The organism is Dongia sp. agr-C8, from assembly GCF_054658695.1.
In genome coordinates, this window is sequence record NZ_BAAGHZ010000003.1 from 817,409 (window position 1) to 831,199 (window position 13,791).

Genomic DNA, 13,791 nt, shown 5'->3' on the forward strand with positions numbered 1-13,791 from the left:
CTTCTGCAGCAGACAGTTCCTGGCCCGGGCGGGGCCCTTGAGAGCCGGTCATACCCATGCCATAACAGCCGCCGCTTTGTCACCGGAAGGCGCTCTAAAGATGGACAAGTTCAAGACCTTGACCGGGGTTGCGGCCCCGCTGCCGATGATGAATGTCGATACCGACATGATCATCCCGAAGCAGTTCCTGAAGACCATCAAGCGGACCGGTCTCGGCAAGAACCTGTTCGACGAGATGCGCTACACGCCGGAGGGCAAGGAGATCCCGGACTTCGTCCTCAACAAGCCGGCCTATCGGCAGGCGAAGATCCTGGTGACCGGCGACAATTTCGGCTGCGGCTCCTCGCGCGAGCACGCGCCCTGGGCGCTGCTGGATTTCGGCATCCGCTGCGTGATCTCCACCAGCTTTGCCGACATCTTCTACAACAACTGCTTCAAGAACGGCATCCTGCCGATCAAGGTCTCCAAGGAAGAGCTCGACAAGCTGATGGACGATGCCTCGCGCGGCTCGAACGCGATCATCAGCATCGACCTCGAGAAGCAGGAGATCACCGGCCCCGACGGCGGCCGCATCCGCTTCGAGATCGACGCCTTCCGCAAGCATTGCCTGCTGAACGGCCTGGACGATATCGGCCTCACGCTGGAGAAGCGCAAGTTCATCGACGGCTTCGAGGAGAAGAACCAGCTCTCCCAGCCCTGGCTCTGGCAAGGCACCGCCGCCTAACCAACCTGTTTGATATCCATCGGCCCGGCGCAATGCCGGGCCTTTTCTTTGAAGATCGGAACAAGATGGCTGCCAACAAGAAACTGTTGATCGTCGCCGGCGACGGCATCGGCCCGGAAGTGATGACCCAGGTGAAGCGGGTCATCCAATGGTTCGACAAGCGCCAGGGCCTCTCCTTCGACGTCGGCGAAGAGCTGGTGGGCGGCATCTCCTACGACAAGCACAAGACTCCGCTGACCGACGAAGTCATGGAGAAGGCGCTGCAGGCCGACGCGGTGCTGCTGGGCGCGGTGGGCGGGCCGAAATGGGACAACCTGCCCTTCGAAGTGAAGCCGGAGCGCGGGCTGCTGCGCTTGCGCAAGGACATGGAGCTCTTCGCCAACCTGCGCCCGGCGCTGGTCTTCGACGCCCTGGCCGAGGCCTCCTCCCTGAAGACCGAGCTGGTCAAGGGCCTAGACATCATGATCGTCCGCGAGCTGACCGGCGGCGTCTATTTCGGCAGCCCGCGCGGCATCGAGACCTTGCCGAACGGCGAGCGCCGCGGCATCAACACCCAGGTCTACACCACTTCGGAGATCGTGCGCGTCGCCCGCGTCGCCTTCGAACTCGCGCAGAAGCGCAGCAAGAAGCTCTGCTCGGTCGAGAAGGCCAATGTGATGGAGAGCGGCGTGCTCTGGCGCGAGGAAGTGACCAAGCTCGCCCCGGAATACAAGGACGTCGCCCTGAGCCACATGTATGCCGACAACTGCGCCATGCAGCTGGTCCGCCAGCCCAAGCAGTTCGACGTCATCGTCACCGACAACCTGTTCGGCGATCTCCTGTCGGATTGCGCCGCGATGCTCACCGGCTCGCTCGGCATGCTGCCTTCGGCGTCCCTGGGCGCCGCCGACCAGCAGGGCCGCCGCCGCGCGCTCTATGAGCCGGTCCATGGCTCGGCGCCGGATATCGCCGGCCAGGGCAAGGCCAATCCACTGGCCGCCCTGCTCTCCTATTCGATGATGCTGCGCTATTCCTTCGATCTCTCGAAGGAAGCCGACCTGCTCGACACCGCCGCCAAGAACGTGGTGGCCAAGGGCTTCCGGACGGGAGACATCATGAGCCCCGGCGCCACCCTGGTCTCGACCGTGGGCATGGGCGACGAGATCCTGAAAGAGCTGGATCGCCTGGGCGCCTGACGGGTTCGGCGTACACTCGCCTCGGCATGTTGATTTATGTCAAGATGCGGGGCGACGGCATTGTCTAAAAAGAATCGGACTCCCGATCCCATTGCCCCGCCCACGTCGGAGGACGAACATGGCTTTCAAGCATATCCTGGTTCCGGTCTTCGGTTATGACGCCGATCGCACCGCGCTCGACGCTGCGCTGACCCTGGCCAAGCGCGGCGGCGCGCATATCTCCGCCCGCCACATCAAGGTGGACCCGATGGAATCGGTGCCGCTGATGGTCGATGTCGGCGTGGCCGCGACCGAGCTGATCGAAGCGGTCGAGCGCCATGCCGAGACCCGCGCCAAGGCGGCTGCTGCGACCTTCGAGGCCTGGCGCAGCGCCAACAACCTGAACGTCGATGACACGCCGAGCCTGCGCACCAACACCATCTCCACCGCCTTCAAGCTGCTGGAAGGCGCGGAAGACGAGCTCATCATCAAATACGGCCGCCTCACCGACATCGTCGTCATGGGGCGCCCCAGCGGCGAGGAGGCCGGCGACCAGGTCCTGAGCCGTATGGAAGACGCGCTGTTCGGCGCCGGCCAGCCGGTTCTGCTGGTGCCGAACGGCATGGCGCAAGGGGCACTCGACAAGCTGGTCACCGGACCCGCGCTGATTTCCTGGAACGGCAGCATCGAGGCGACGCGGGCGATCTCGCAGGCGCTGGATCTCCTGCGCGGCATGAATGACGTGCGCGTGCTCTCGGTGGTCGAGGGCAAGAAGGACCGCCACCCGGCCTCCGATCTCGTCCGCTACCTGGCCTGGGAGGGCGTCACCGCCGCGATGATCGAATCCATACAAAGCACCGGCAGTGCCGCCGAGCAGATCCTGGCGACCGCGAAGGGGCTCGGCGCCGGCTTCGTGCTGATGGGCGGCTACAGCCATGGCCGCCTGCGCCAGCTGATGTTGGGCGGGGTCACCAGCCATATGATGGACCATGCCGATCTACCGGTGCTGATGGCGCATTGAGGACACAGCGATGACCTCGAAGCTGAAGACGGTCCGCCTGGAGCTCGCGCGGACCAAAGAGAATCCGGAAGGTCGGAGCGACACCGGCTATGAGTTCACCGCGCCCTTGACCGCCGACGGCCATCTCGATGCCGAGGCCTGGAAGCAGCATCGCACCGAATGCCGGGTGCGCCGTTTCTTCCCGGGCGAGAAGATCGAGCAGGGTGTGTTGCTGCATCTCGGTCCGGACCGGTGGGTCTTCTCCTATGAGAAGGGTGCGGCGGACGATGAGCCGGCCTTCAAGTTAGACCGCCACCGCTTTCTCGCCGGAGAATATGTCTCGGTCACCGAGCATGACGGGGTGACCCGGACCTTCCGCGTCGCTTCGGTGCGCTGACCGGCGATATTTGCATGGCAAACCCGGCGAATCGCCGGGTTGACCGTCAAAATAACGCTTCTCCCACCGGGCGGCGGGGGCTAGACTGCACGCCCTAAGAGATCAGCCCCTGTAACCAAAGGAGAGGGCCGGATCATGGTGCGTAAACTCGTTCTTGGGCTCGTGACGCTGCTGGCTTTGGCCGGCGCCGCCTCTGCTTGCCCCTACAGCGCGTCGAACACCACCGACGACACGACGTCGACCAGCCAGCTGCCGACCACCACCGACACGGGGACCAAAACCGGAGGGTGACCTGCGGCCTGTCGAGTTTTCGAACGGCCGCACCCTCGTGCGGCCGTTTTGCTTTGCATGAAAATGATCTGAGAGAGATGTGTGAGGAAGAGATGAGTTACCGAGTGGCAGTGGTTGGCGCGACCGGCAATGTGGGTCGCGAAATGCTGAATATCCTGGCCGAGCGCCAGTTTCCGGTGAAGGACGTGATCCCGCTGGCGTCCGAGCGTTCGATCGGTTCGGAGATCTCGTTCGGCGAGGACGATGTCCTCAAGGTCCGGGCGCTGGACAAGTTCGACTTCAAGGGCGTGGACATCGTCCTCTCCTCGGCGGGCGCTAAGATCTCGGCGGATTTCGCGCCGCGCGCGGCGGCGGCCGGTGCGATCGTCATCGACAACACCAGCTACTTCCGGATGGACCCGGACGTGCCGCTGGTGGTGCCCGAGGTCAATCCCGAGGACATCGCGCTCTATCGCAAGAAGGGCATCATCGCCAACCCGAACTGCTCGACCATCCAGATGGTCGTGGCGCTGAAGCCGCTGCATGATCTCGTCAAGATCAAGCGCGTCGTGGTCGCGACCTATCAGTCGGTCTCGGGCGCGGGCAAGGAGGGCATGGACGAGCTCTTCAACCAGACCCGCAACGTCTTCACCAACGGCTCGCTCGAGCACAAGAAGTTCACCAAGCAGATCGCCTTCAACGTGATCCCGCACATCGACGTCTTCATGGAGGACGGCTACACCAAGGAAGAGTGGAAGATGGCGGTCGAGACCCGGAAGATTCTCGATCCCGATATTCCGGTCTCGGCGACCTGCGTGCGGGTGCCGGTCTTCATCGGCCATTCCGAGGCGGTCAATGTCGAGTTCGAGAGCGAGATGTCGGTCGAGCATGCCCGCGCCGCGCTGAAGACCGCGCCGGGAGTGAGCGTCATCGACCACCGCGCGGACGAAGGTTACGTCACCCCGGTCGAGAGCGCCGGCGAGGACAAGGTCTATGTCAGCCGCATCCGCAAGGATGCGACGGTGAAGCACGGCCTCAACCTCTGGGTGGTCTCCGACAACCTCCGCAAGGGCGCGGCCTTGAACGCGGTGCAGATCGCCGAGGTGCTGGTCCGCGACCACCTGAAGAAGGCGGCCTGAGATGACGGGACGGCGCCGGCAGTTCCTGGCCGGCGCCGCCCTTCTTCTTCTCTCGCCGCATGGCGCCGAAGCGGCGCAGCTCTGCAGCGAATCCATCGCCCGTCAGCGTCTGGCCGAGCTGCAGGCGACGCTGATGCGGCCGGAGGCGATGGCGGCGATGGATTCCGCCAAGGCGGATTTCGCGGCGGACGGGGATTTCGACAACCTGCGCAATGCCCGCACCCTCGCTGCGGCCAGGCTCTACTTCAAGGTGGAAGACCGGCTCGACGCCGGTGCCGTGCCGGATGCCTGCCTGTTGCTGGAACAGGGCCGCAAGCTGATCGACCAGGTCATGACCGGCCAATGACCCTCATTGTCATCCGTCCGGCAGCCGCGCCCGATCGCGCATTTCTCGAATCGCTGAATGAGCGACTGATCGCGGAAACCGCGGGGCCGGGCCTCACCCGCGAGAACTTTCAGGCCTTCCAGGCGGGCTACACGAAATCCGCGCTGGACGCGCCTTCGCCCCGCTCGGCGACATTGATTGCAGTCGACGAAGCCGGCGCGCCGCTCGGCTACATCCACCTGGAATCGACCGACGACATTCTGTCGGGCACGACCGCCGGCTATGTCTCGATCCTGGCGGTCACCGCCGCAGCGGAAGGCAAGGGCGTCGCGAGCCGGCTGATGGAAGAAGCCGAAGGCTGGGCGCGGGCCCAAGGCTATCGCTTCCTGCTGCTCGATGTCTTCAGCAGCAATGCGACGGCGCGGCGCTTCTACGAGCGCAAAGGCTATGTCGCGGATTCGCTGCGACTGCGCCGGCCGATTGCTTAGCAGATTCCCCGACTAACCGATCTTGATCGCGACCGCGTTCGGATCCTGCTTCGACCAGGTTTCCTGGCTCTCGACGATTCGAAGTTCGTCGGCATTGGTGGATGCGGTCAGCGCCGCGATCTTGCTCATGCCCTCGACCGCATTGCCGAGTGCCACCGGGAGGTCGCGATGCCCGAGATAGCGGCCGAGAAACAAGGCCGCGAAACAGTCGCCGTTGCCGGAGGCGCCCATCGGATGCCGCTTCGCTTTGGCCTGCCAGAAGCCGCTGTCGTCGAGCGCCAGCGCGGTGATCAGCCCGCGATCCGTCTCGTCGGGAATGCCGGTGGCGATCACCAGCGCGTTGCGGGTCCGCCTGCGCAAGGCCTCCATTGCCGGCCGCACGTCCTTCAGGCCGGTGACAGTCAGCCCGGTCAGGTGCTGCAGCTCGAAGATGTTGGGAAACAGGATGTCGGCCCGCGGCACCAGGTCGCGGGCGATCGATTCCGCCAGCGCCTGTGAGACATAGAGCGCGCCGTCGTCGCCCATCACCGGATCGCAGGCGAACACCACCTCCGGCTTGGCGGCCCGCGCCGCCTCCAGCGCCGCGATCGCCATCGGCACGATCGGCGCGTCGCCGAGATAGCCGGTCAGCACCGCGTCCAATCGCCCCAGCAGGTCGAGCTTCCGCAGGCCCTCCAGCAGCTCGTCAATGAAATGCGCGTCGAGCTTCCGCCCGGTGAAGGAGGGATGCGCCAGGTGGTTGGAATAGAGCACGGTCGGCAGCGACCAGACCTCGTGCCCCAGCCGCTGCAGCGGAAAGGTCGAGGCCTGATGCCCGACATGGCCATAGACCACGTGGGACTGGACGGAGAGGATGTTCATGATCGAGCGGGCGGTCCTTGGGGCGCCTTGGGATGGACGGGCGAGGGCTTGGCGAAACACCCCGCACTGTTTAGAAAGTCCGGGGCGATTTCAAGCGGGCTATTGTCCGCAGACAATGGAGCCTTTGGGGGCGCAGATGGGGCGCGGATGAAGACCAATCCCGGGAACTTCTTCGAGGATTTCAAGCTCGGCCAGGTGATCCGGCATGCGGTGCCGCGCACCGTGACCGCGGGCGATGTGGCGCTCTACATTGGCCTCACCGGCTCGCGTTTCGCGGTGCCGTCGTCCGACAGCTTCGCCCAGTCGATCGGCTATGCCCGGGCGCCGCTCGACGATCTGCTGGTCTTCCACATGGTGTTCGGGCGGACCGTCGCCGACATTTCGCTCAACGCCGTCGCCAATCTCGGCTATGCCGACTGCCGCTTCGGCGCCCCGGTATTTCCCGGCGACAGCCTGACCGCGACCTCGATCGTGATCGGCCTCAAGGAGAATTCCAACAAGGAGACCGGAGTCGTCACCGTCCGCTCGACCGGCGTCAACCAGTGGGACGAGACGGTGCTGGACTACATCCGCTGGGTGATGGTGCGGAAGCGCGACAAGGCGGCAGCCGCGCCGGAGGCGGTGACGCCGGATCTCCCGCCGGAAGTCGGGGTGCAGAATTTCACCCTGCCGGCCGCGCTGGATTTCCAGGATTACGACCTCGACCTCGCGGGCTCGCGGCATCTCTGGGACGATTACGCGATCGGCGAACAGATCGACCATATGGACGGAATGACGCTCGAGGAATCCGACCACATGACCGCGACCCGCCTCTACCAGAACAATGCCAAGGTGCATTTCAACCAGCATTCCGAGGCCAAGGGCCGGTTCGGCAAGCGGCTGATCTACGGCGGCCATATCATCTCGCTGGCCCGGGCGCTCTCCTTCAACGGCCTCGGCAATGCCTTCCGGATCGCGGCGATCCATGGCGGCCGGCATGTCGCCCCGAGCTTTGCCGGCGACACGGTCTATGCCTGGAGCGAGGTCACCGCCAAGACCGAGCTCCCCGGGCGCGGCGACGTTGGCGCGTTGCGGCTGCGGACCATTGCCGCCAAGGACCACCCTTGCACGGATTTTCCGAAACCGGGCAGCGATGGAAAATATCCCGAGCCCGTGGTGCTGGACCTCGACTACAGCGTGCTGATGCCCCGTGGGCGACTGGGGGGCGCAAAGGGCGCTGAGGAAATCGGCGGTTAACCGGAGGTTTACCATCTTCCCCCGTATGATTGACGCTCTGAGGTGAAAGGCGTATCTGTCGTGGGCTTTGCTGCACTGCAATCGCGCCTGTCCGGCGCATCACTGCCTAACCCCCGAATTGCCTTAAAGGGACGAGCAGAAGCACGATCATGGCCGGCCATCCCAGACCGCTGTCGCCGCATCTCCAGATCTATCAGCGCCAGCTCACTTCCGTCACGTCGATCCTGCACCGCTTCACCGGAATCGGTCTCGCGATCGGTTTGCTCTATCTGGTCTGCTGGCTCACCGCCGCGGCGAGCGGGCTCGAGGCCTTCGACAGGCTGCAGAGCTTCAACGGTTCGATCATTGGCCGGCTGCTGCTGCTCGGCTGGACCGTCGCCTTCTTCTATCACCTGCTGAACGGGATCCGGCACCTCGCCTGGGATGCCGGCTGGGGCTTCGAGCTCCCCGCCGCCTACAAGACCGGCTACGCGGTCCTGATCGGCACGGCCGTGCTGACCATCGCCGCCTGGGTCATCGGCTATTACCAGATGGGTGCGTTCTGATGGCCGAGGCATCTCACAAATCTCTCCGTACCCCGATCGCGCGGGTGCGCGGCCTCGGCGCCGCCAAGGAAGGCGTCGGCCATTGGTGGATGCAGCGCATGACCGCCTTGGCGCTGATCCCGCTGGGGCTCTGGTTCGTCGCCTCTGTGGTGTGCCTGGCCGGCGCCGACCACGCGGCGATCACCCAATGGCTGAGTGCGCCGTTCACCTTGGGCGCGCTGGCGCTCACCCTGTTCGCGGCTTTCTATCACGCGGTGCTGGGCTTGCAGGTGGTGGTCGAGGATTACGTCCACGGCAAGTTCGCCAAGCACGCGCTCGTCATCCTGATCCAATTCGCCGGTTTCGGCTTTGCGACCGCGGCGACCATCGCGCTGCTGGTGGCGGCCTTCGCCGGCTGACAACAACGAAGTCCTGACCTGCCATGGCTGACCAAACCCCGATCAACGGCGCACCTAGAATCAACGGCGATGCCTATCCCTTCGTCGATCACCAGTATGACGTGGTGGTCGTGGGCGCCGGCGGCGCCGGCTTGCGCGCGACCTTCGGCATGGCGGAGAAGGGACTGAAGACCGCCTGCATCTCCAAGGTCTACCCGACCCGCAGCCACACCGTCGCCGCCCAGGGCGGCATCTCCGCCTCATTGGGCAACATGGGGCCGGATGACTGGCGCTGGCACATGTACGACACCATCAAGGGCTCGGACTGGCTCGGCGACCAGGACGCGATCGAATATATGGTGCGCGAAGCCGTGCCCGCGATCATCGAGCTCGAGCATTACGGCGTGCCCTTCAGCCGCACCGCGGACGGCAAGATCTACCAGCGCCCGTTCGGCGGCATGACCACCGAGTTCGGCAAGGGCATCGCACAACGAACCTGCGCCGCCGCCGACCGCACCGGCCACGCCATCCTGCACACGCTCTACCAGCAGGCGCTCCGGCACCACGCCGAGTTCTTCGTCGAGTATTTCGCCATCGACCTCATCATGGATGAGAGTGGCGCTTGCGTCGGCGTGGTCGCCTGGAACCTCGACGACGGCTCGATCCACCGCTTCCATGCCAAGCTGGTGGTGCTGGCGACCGGCGGCTACGGCCGCACCTTCTTCTCCTGTACCTCGGCCCATACCTGCACCGGCGACGGCAATGCCATGGCCTTGCGCGCCGGCCTGCCGCTCCAGGACATGGAATTCATCCAGTTCCACCCGACCGGCATCTACGGCGCCGGCTGCCTGATCACCGAAGGGGTGCGCGGCGAGGGTGGCTATCTCACCAATTCCGAGGGCGAGCGCTTCATGGAGCGCTATGCCCCCTCCGCCAAGGACCTTGCCTCGCGCGACGTGGTCAGCCGCTCGATGACCATCGAGATCCGCGAGGGCCGCGGCGTGGGCGAGCACAAGGACCATATCCATCTGCACATCGAGCACTTGGATCCGAAGGTGATCCACGAGCGCCTGCCCGGCATCGCAGAGACCGCGCGGATCTTCGCCGGCGTCGACGTGACCCGCGAGCCGATCCCGGTGCTGCCGACCTGCCACTACAACATGGGCGGCGTGCCCACCAATTATCGCGGCGAGGTCGTGACCAAGGCCGGCGACGATGCCAACGCGATCGTCCCCGGCCTGATGGCGATCGGCGAGGCAGCCTGCGTCTCGGTGCACGGCGCTAACCGCCTCGGCTCCAACTCGCTGCTCGACCTCGTGGTGTTCGGCCGTTCGGCCGCGATCCGCGCCGCCGAGATCCTCTCGAAGAACGAGCCGCACCGGCCGATGCCCAAGGACGGCGGGCAGTATGCGCTGCACCGTTTCGACAAGCTCCGCAATGCCAAGGGCGACATCCCGACCGCGAAGCTCCGGCTCGACATGCAGAAGACCATGCAGAACGACTGCGCGGTGTTCCGCACCGGCGAATCGCTCGGCGTCGGCGTCAAGAAGATGCGCGAGATCTTCGGCATGAAGGACCGGGTCAAGGTCGAGGACCGCTCGCTGATCTGGAACAGCGACCTGATGGAGACCCTGGAACTCGACAACCTGATGGTCCAGGCGGTGGTCTCGATCGAATCGGCGGCGAATCGGGAAGAGAGCCGCGGCGCCCATGCCCGCGAGGACTTCCCGGAGCGCAACGACCAGACCTGGATGAAGCATACGGTGGCCTGGATGGACGAGCAGGGGAAGACCCGTATCGACTATCGCCCGGTCCACCTGCAGCCCTTGTCCAACGACGTGCAATCCTTCCCGCCCAAGGCGCGGGTTTACTGAGTCGAAGATCATGGCCGAACTCCTCCTCCCCGCTGAGAGTCGTCCCAAGCCCGGCAAGACCTTCAAGGCGCCGGCCGGGGCGAAGCGCGTCAAGACCTTCAGGATCTACCGCTGGGATCCCGACCGAGGCGGCAACCCGACGATCGATTCCTACGAGATCGATCTCGACGCCTGCGGCCCGATGGTGTTGGACGCTCTCATCAAGATCAAGAACGAGATCGATTCCACGCTGACCTTCCGCCGCTCCTGCCGCGAGGGTGTCTGCGGCTCCTGCTCGATGAACATCGACGGCGCCAACACGCTCGCCTGCACCAAATTCATCAGCGAGATCAAGGGCGACGTCCGGATCTACCCGCTGCCGCATATGTCGGTGATCAAGGATCTGGTGCCGGACCTGACAACGATCTTCGCCCAGTACCAGTCGATCGAGCCCTGGCTGAAGACCGAGACCCTGCCGCCGGAACGCGAGCGGCTGCAGACCCCGGAGGACCGGGCCAAGCTCGACGGCCTCTGGGAATGCATCCTCTGCTTCTCCTGCTCCACCGCCTGCCCCAGCTACTGGTGGAACGGCGACCGCTATCTCGGCCCCGCGGTCCTGCTGCAGGCCTACCGCTTCATCGCCGATTCCCGCGACGAGGCGACCGGCGAGCGGCTGGACCAGCTCGAGGATCCATTCCGGCTCTACCGCTGCCACACCATCATGAACTGCACCAAGACCTGCCCCAAAGGCCTCAACCCGGCGAAGGCGATCGCCGAGATCAAGAAGCTGATGGTGGAGCGGCGCTGAGCCGCCTCTCGGGATACCGGCACGGTTGCGCCGGCTGAGCCGCGCGGCGTTGACATCGCGGAACGGATGCTTATGTGTAAGCCATCATGTTGCGCATCGCTGCCTTTCACCGAGGCCTGTCTCACGCAGGCAATCTGATCGCGGGCTATTAGCCCCGGGCTCAGCGCGCGCCGTCGCACCCCGAGCTCGGGGGCTCCACGTTCCAGGCTAAGTCTCTCCGGCCGTCTCTGGCGGATCCGGCATGCCTGCACGGCGCAGCATCCAGAAAGACGTGATCGGCTTCGGACCGTGTCCGCCAAGCGGGGGCGCTCCCTCGCGATTCTCAGACGGCGCGAGGAGCGCCGAAGAAAGGAAACGAAATTGATGTCGATGAAGCACAAGGCGACGACGGTCGGCGGCCGGGTCAAGCCGCGGATCCTCCTGACCGCCGAGGATTACGACCGGCTCTCGGATCTCGCGCGCGCCGCAGCCGACGCCATGCCCGACCAAGCCTCGGTGCTGACCGAGGAGTTGGAGCGGGCCGAGATCATTGCGCAGGGCCGCCCGGAACAGACCGTCTGCATGGGGTCCAAGGTCACCTTCCGCGACGATTCCACGGGCAAGATCGAGACCGTGACGCTGGTCTATCCGGGGGACGCGGACATTTCGCGGCACCGGATCTCCGTGATGACGCCGATCGGCACGGCGCTGATCGGACTCGGGACCGGCGACTCCATCACCTGGGCGACACGCAGCGGAGAGGTTCGGCTGCTGACGGTGCTCGATGTCGGGATGCCGCAATCCGCTTGAGAACGCGCGGCGTGCAGATCGCGCCGGCGGGCCGGGCCGTGAACCCTTCGCCCGCCGGCGCGACAATTCTCGAGGCTGGGCGCCAAGTGAGCGCGATTAACCAAGGCTGAGAGTGACGGGCATCGCTAGGATGTGGCGGGGGCTTTGCTATAGTGCCGCCGAATCGATAACGCAGCCTGCGCCTCCGGCTTCAATGGGGACCAGGCTTTTTCTTTGGGGATTTGGAATGCTCTACCTTGAAAGCGGGATCCACCACCGGATCGGCGGCAAAGTCTGGCGCGGCATGGCCGCTGCGAGCCTCGCGGCCCTGCTCCTCGCCGGCTGCGGCGATTCCGGGGCCGAGCGCCAGAAGGAGGCGGCCGAAATCGCCAAGGGCATCGAGGATTACCTGGCCCTGATTGAAGTCCCCAGCCAGCCGATCCGCATCCGCCACGACAAGGTCACCGTCACCCCGACCGTCGAGGGCAAGGGCTTCGACGTGGCGATCACCGGCATCCGCTACGGCTCGGAGAAGCAGGTCCAGGCGACCTTCGGCGAGATCGACTACCGCCTCACTCCCGACGGCGCCGACCAGTACCAGGTCAGCGACCTCAAGATGCCGGGCGAGTTTGCGCTCAACGGCTTGGACGGCAAACCGGAAGCCAACGTCAAGTTCACGACCACCGCCTTCACCGCGACCTGGTCGAAGCCGCTGCAGAACTTCCTCAAGTTCGACTGGCAGGCGAAGGATATCGCCGTCAATTCGGCGACCGATCCCAGGGAGACCTTCACCGTCGCCAGCGCCACGATCACCGGCGACGGCAAGGAGAACGGCAAGGGCCTGCTGGACCAGGTCTCCACGATCACCCTGAACGCCTTGGCCGGCACCGATCCGGCGGACGGCACCACGGTGAAGCTCGACAAGCTGCTCGGCACCGTCACCGTCGCGCAACTCGACTTCCCCGCCTATCGCCAGATGATGGCGAAGATCAACGAATTCTCGGCGAAATACGCGCCGGCCGGCGAGCCGGCGCCGGACGCCGCCTTGAGCGATGAGGACCGCAAGGCATTGGCCGACCTGGTGCGCGGCTTCCCGAAACTGATGGCGGCCTACGGCTATGACTTCAGCGGCGAAGGCCTGACCGTGACCGATGCCAAGGGCGCGGTCACCGTGCAGCTCGCCCGCGGCGGGATGGCGTTGGGCTTGAAGGGCATCAACACCGATCAGGCGCAGGCGAACTTCAGCATCAGTCATGACGGCCTTGCCGTGAATGACCCCGCGTTCCAGGATCCGATCGCCAAGGCGGTGCTGCCGAAGAAGGGCAACCTCTCCCTGCTCGCGACCGACATCCCGGTGCCGAGCCTGGTCGAGGGCGTCGCCAAGGCCCTGCCCGAGATGACCTCCGGCGACCCGCAGGTCGCCCAGGGCGGCCAGTTCATGATGATGGGGGCGCTGATGTCGGCGCTCTCCCAATCGACCCTGAAGCTCACCATCGAGCCCTCGGGCCTCGAGACGGAGAAGGCCAAGCTCTCGGCCGACGGCGCGCTGAAGCTCGCGCTGGAGACGCCGCAGAAGGCGGTGGGCGTCGTCAACTTCGCGCTGCTCGGGCTCGACGACCTGATCGCGCTGGCCCAGGGCATGGCCGGGCAAAGCCCGGATGCGCAGCAGGCGATGGGCGTGCTCTCGATGCTGCAGGCCCTGGCGCAGCGCGAGACCGGCGCCGACGGCAAGCCGGTGGACAAGTACAAGGTCGATCTCACCGAGAGCGGCCAGGTCCTGGTCAACGGCAAGCCCCTGGATGGCATCGCGCCCTGAGACGGTCGCGGTGTCGGTAGCAATTAGCCT

The 13,791-nt window shown here is 65.2% G+C and carries 16 protein-coding genes; 15 read left to right on the forward strand and 1 reads right to left on the reverse strand.

From position 1 onward, the window contains the following. Positions 1–100: 100 nt before the first annotated feature. The 8 genes from leuD to ACYQ4T_RS18135 all read left to right on the forward strand — a co-directional run bounded on the left by leuD (position 101) and on the right by ACYQ4T_RS18135 (position 5,497). Entirely contained in the window at positions 101–724 is a 624-nt protein-coding gene (gene leuD / locus ACYQ4T_RS18100) for a 3-isopropylmalate dehydratase small subunit (protein ID WP_459857061.1), read from the forward strand. A 65-nt stretch (positions 725–789) separates the two neighbouring features. Continuing rightward, entirely contained in the window at positions 790–1,899 is a 1,110-nt protein-coding gene (leuB, locus tag ACYQ4T_RS18105) for a 3-isopropylmalate dehydrogenase (RefSeq protein WP_459857064.1), read from the forward strand. 118 nt (positions 1,900–2,017) lie between these two features. Continuing rightward, positions 2,018–2,899: a universal stress protein gene (locus ACYQ4T_RS18110; RefSeq protein ID WP_459857067.1), complete on the forward strand. Its 882-nt coding sequence runs from the start codon at positions 2,018–2,020 to the stop codon at positions 2,897–2,899. Positions 2,900–2,909: 10 nt separating this feature from the next. Further along, a complete protein-coding gene (locus ACYQ4T_RS18115) occupies positions 2,910–3,275 on the forward strand; it encodes a hypothetical protein (protein ID WP_459857069.1) in 366 nt (121 codons plus the stop codon). A gap of 135 nt (positions 3,276–3,410) precedes the next feature. After that, positions 3,411–3,566 (forward strand): hypothetical protein, encoded by a 156-nt coding sequence (locus ACYQ4T_RS18120; RefSeq protein WP_459857071.1) that lies wholly within the window; start codon positions 3,411–3,413, stop codon positions 3,564–3,566. 92 nt (positions 3,567–3,658) lie between these two features. Beyond that, positions 3,659–4,684: an aspartate-semialdehyde dehydrogenase gene (locus tag ACYQ4T_RS18125; protein WP_459857073.1), complete on the forward strand. Its 1,026-nt coding sequence runs from the start codon at positions 3,659–3,661 to the stop codon at positions 4,682–4,684. Between the two features lies 1 nt (position 4,685). Next, positions 4,686–5,030: a hypothetical protein gene (locus tag ACYQ4T_RS18130; protein ID WP_459857077.1), complete on the forward strand. Its 345-nt coding sequence runs from the start codon at positions 4,686–4,688 to the stop codon at positions 5,028–5,030. Next, positions 5,027–5,497, forward strand: a complete 471-nt coding sequence (locus ACYQ4T_RS18135; RefSeq protein ID WP_459857079.1) for a GNAT family N-acetyltransferase — start codon at positions 5,027–5,029, stop codon at positions 5,495–5,497. Before ACYQ4T_RS18130 ends, ACYQ4T_RS18135 begins: the two co-directional genes overlap by 4 nt. Positions 5,498–5,509: 12 nt before the next feature. Here the strand turns inward: ACYQ4T_RS18135 and pdxY are convergent, their stop codons facing one another. Beyond that, positions 5,510–6,358, reverse strand: coding sequence for a pyridoxal kinase (pdxY, locus tag ACYQ4T_RS18140; protein ID WP_459857082.1), 849 nt, complete (start codon positions 6,356–6,358; stop codon positions 5,510–5,512). Positions 6,359–6,505: 147 nt separating this feature from the next. On the opposite strand from pdxY, the gene ACYQ4T_RS18145 reads away from it, so the two are divergent. The 7 genes from ACYQ4T_RS18145 (at position 6,506) to ACYQ4T_RS18175 (ending at position 13,761) form a co-directional block, all read left to right on the forward strand. Continuing rightward, positions 6,506–7,594: a MaoC family dehydratase gene (locus ACYQ4T_RS18145; RefSeq protein WP_459857084.1), complete on the forward strand. Its 1,089-nt coding sequence runs from the start codon at positions 6,506–6,508 to the stop codon at positions 7,592–7,594. A gap of 149 nt (positions 7,595–7,743) precedes the next feature. After that, positions 7,744–8,139 (forward strand): succinate dehydrogenase, cytochrome b556 subunit, encoded by a 396-nt coding sequence (gene sdhC / locus ACYQ4T_RS18150; RefSeq protein ID WP_459857087.1) that lies wholly within the window; start codon positions 7,744–7,746, stop codon positions 8,137–8,139. Then, positions 8,139–8,537 carry a succinate dehydrogenase, hydrophobic membrane anchor protein gene (sdhD, locus tag ACYQ4T_RS18155; protein WP_459857089.1) on the forward strand — a complete coding sequence of 133 codons (399 nt, stop codon included), beginning with the start codon at positions 8,139–8,141 and terminating at the stop codon, positions 8,535–8,537. Before sdhC ends, sdhD begins: the two co-directional genes overlap by 1 nt. Before the next feature lie 23 nt (positions 8,538–8,560). Next, positions 8,561–10,390, forward strand: a complete 1,830-nt coding sequence (sdhA, locus tag ACYQ4T_RS18160) for a succinate dehydrogenase flavoprotein subunit (RefSeq protein WP_459857091.1) — start codon at positions 8,561–8,563, stop codon at positions 10,388–10,390. A 10-nt stretch (positions 10,391–10,400) separates the two neighbouring features. Further along, complete coding sequence (locus ACYQ4T_RS18165) at positions 10,401–11,177, forward strand: succinate dehydrogenase iron-sulfur subunit (RefSeq protein WP_459857093.1); 777 nt, start codon at positions 10,401–10,403, stop codon at positions 11,175–11,177. A gap of 363 nt (positions 11,178–11,540) precedes the next feature. Beyond that, positions 11,541–11,966: a nucleoside diphosphate kinase regulator gene (gene rnk, locus ACYQ4T_RS18170; RefSeq protein ID WP_459857095.1), complete on the forward strand. Its 426-nt coding sequence runs from the start codon at positions 11,541–11,543 to the stop codon at positions 11,964–11,966. A 226-nt stretch (positions 11,967–12,192) separates the two neighbouring features. Further along, positions 12,193–13,761 (forward strand): YdgA family protein, encoded by a 1,569-nt coding sequence (locus ACYQ4T_RS18175; protein ID WP_459857098.1) that lies wholly within the window; start codon positions 12,193–12,195, stop codon positions 13,759–13,761. Positions 13,762–13,791: the final 30 nt, after the last annotated feature.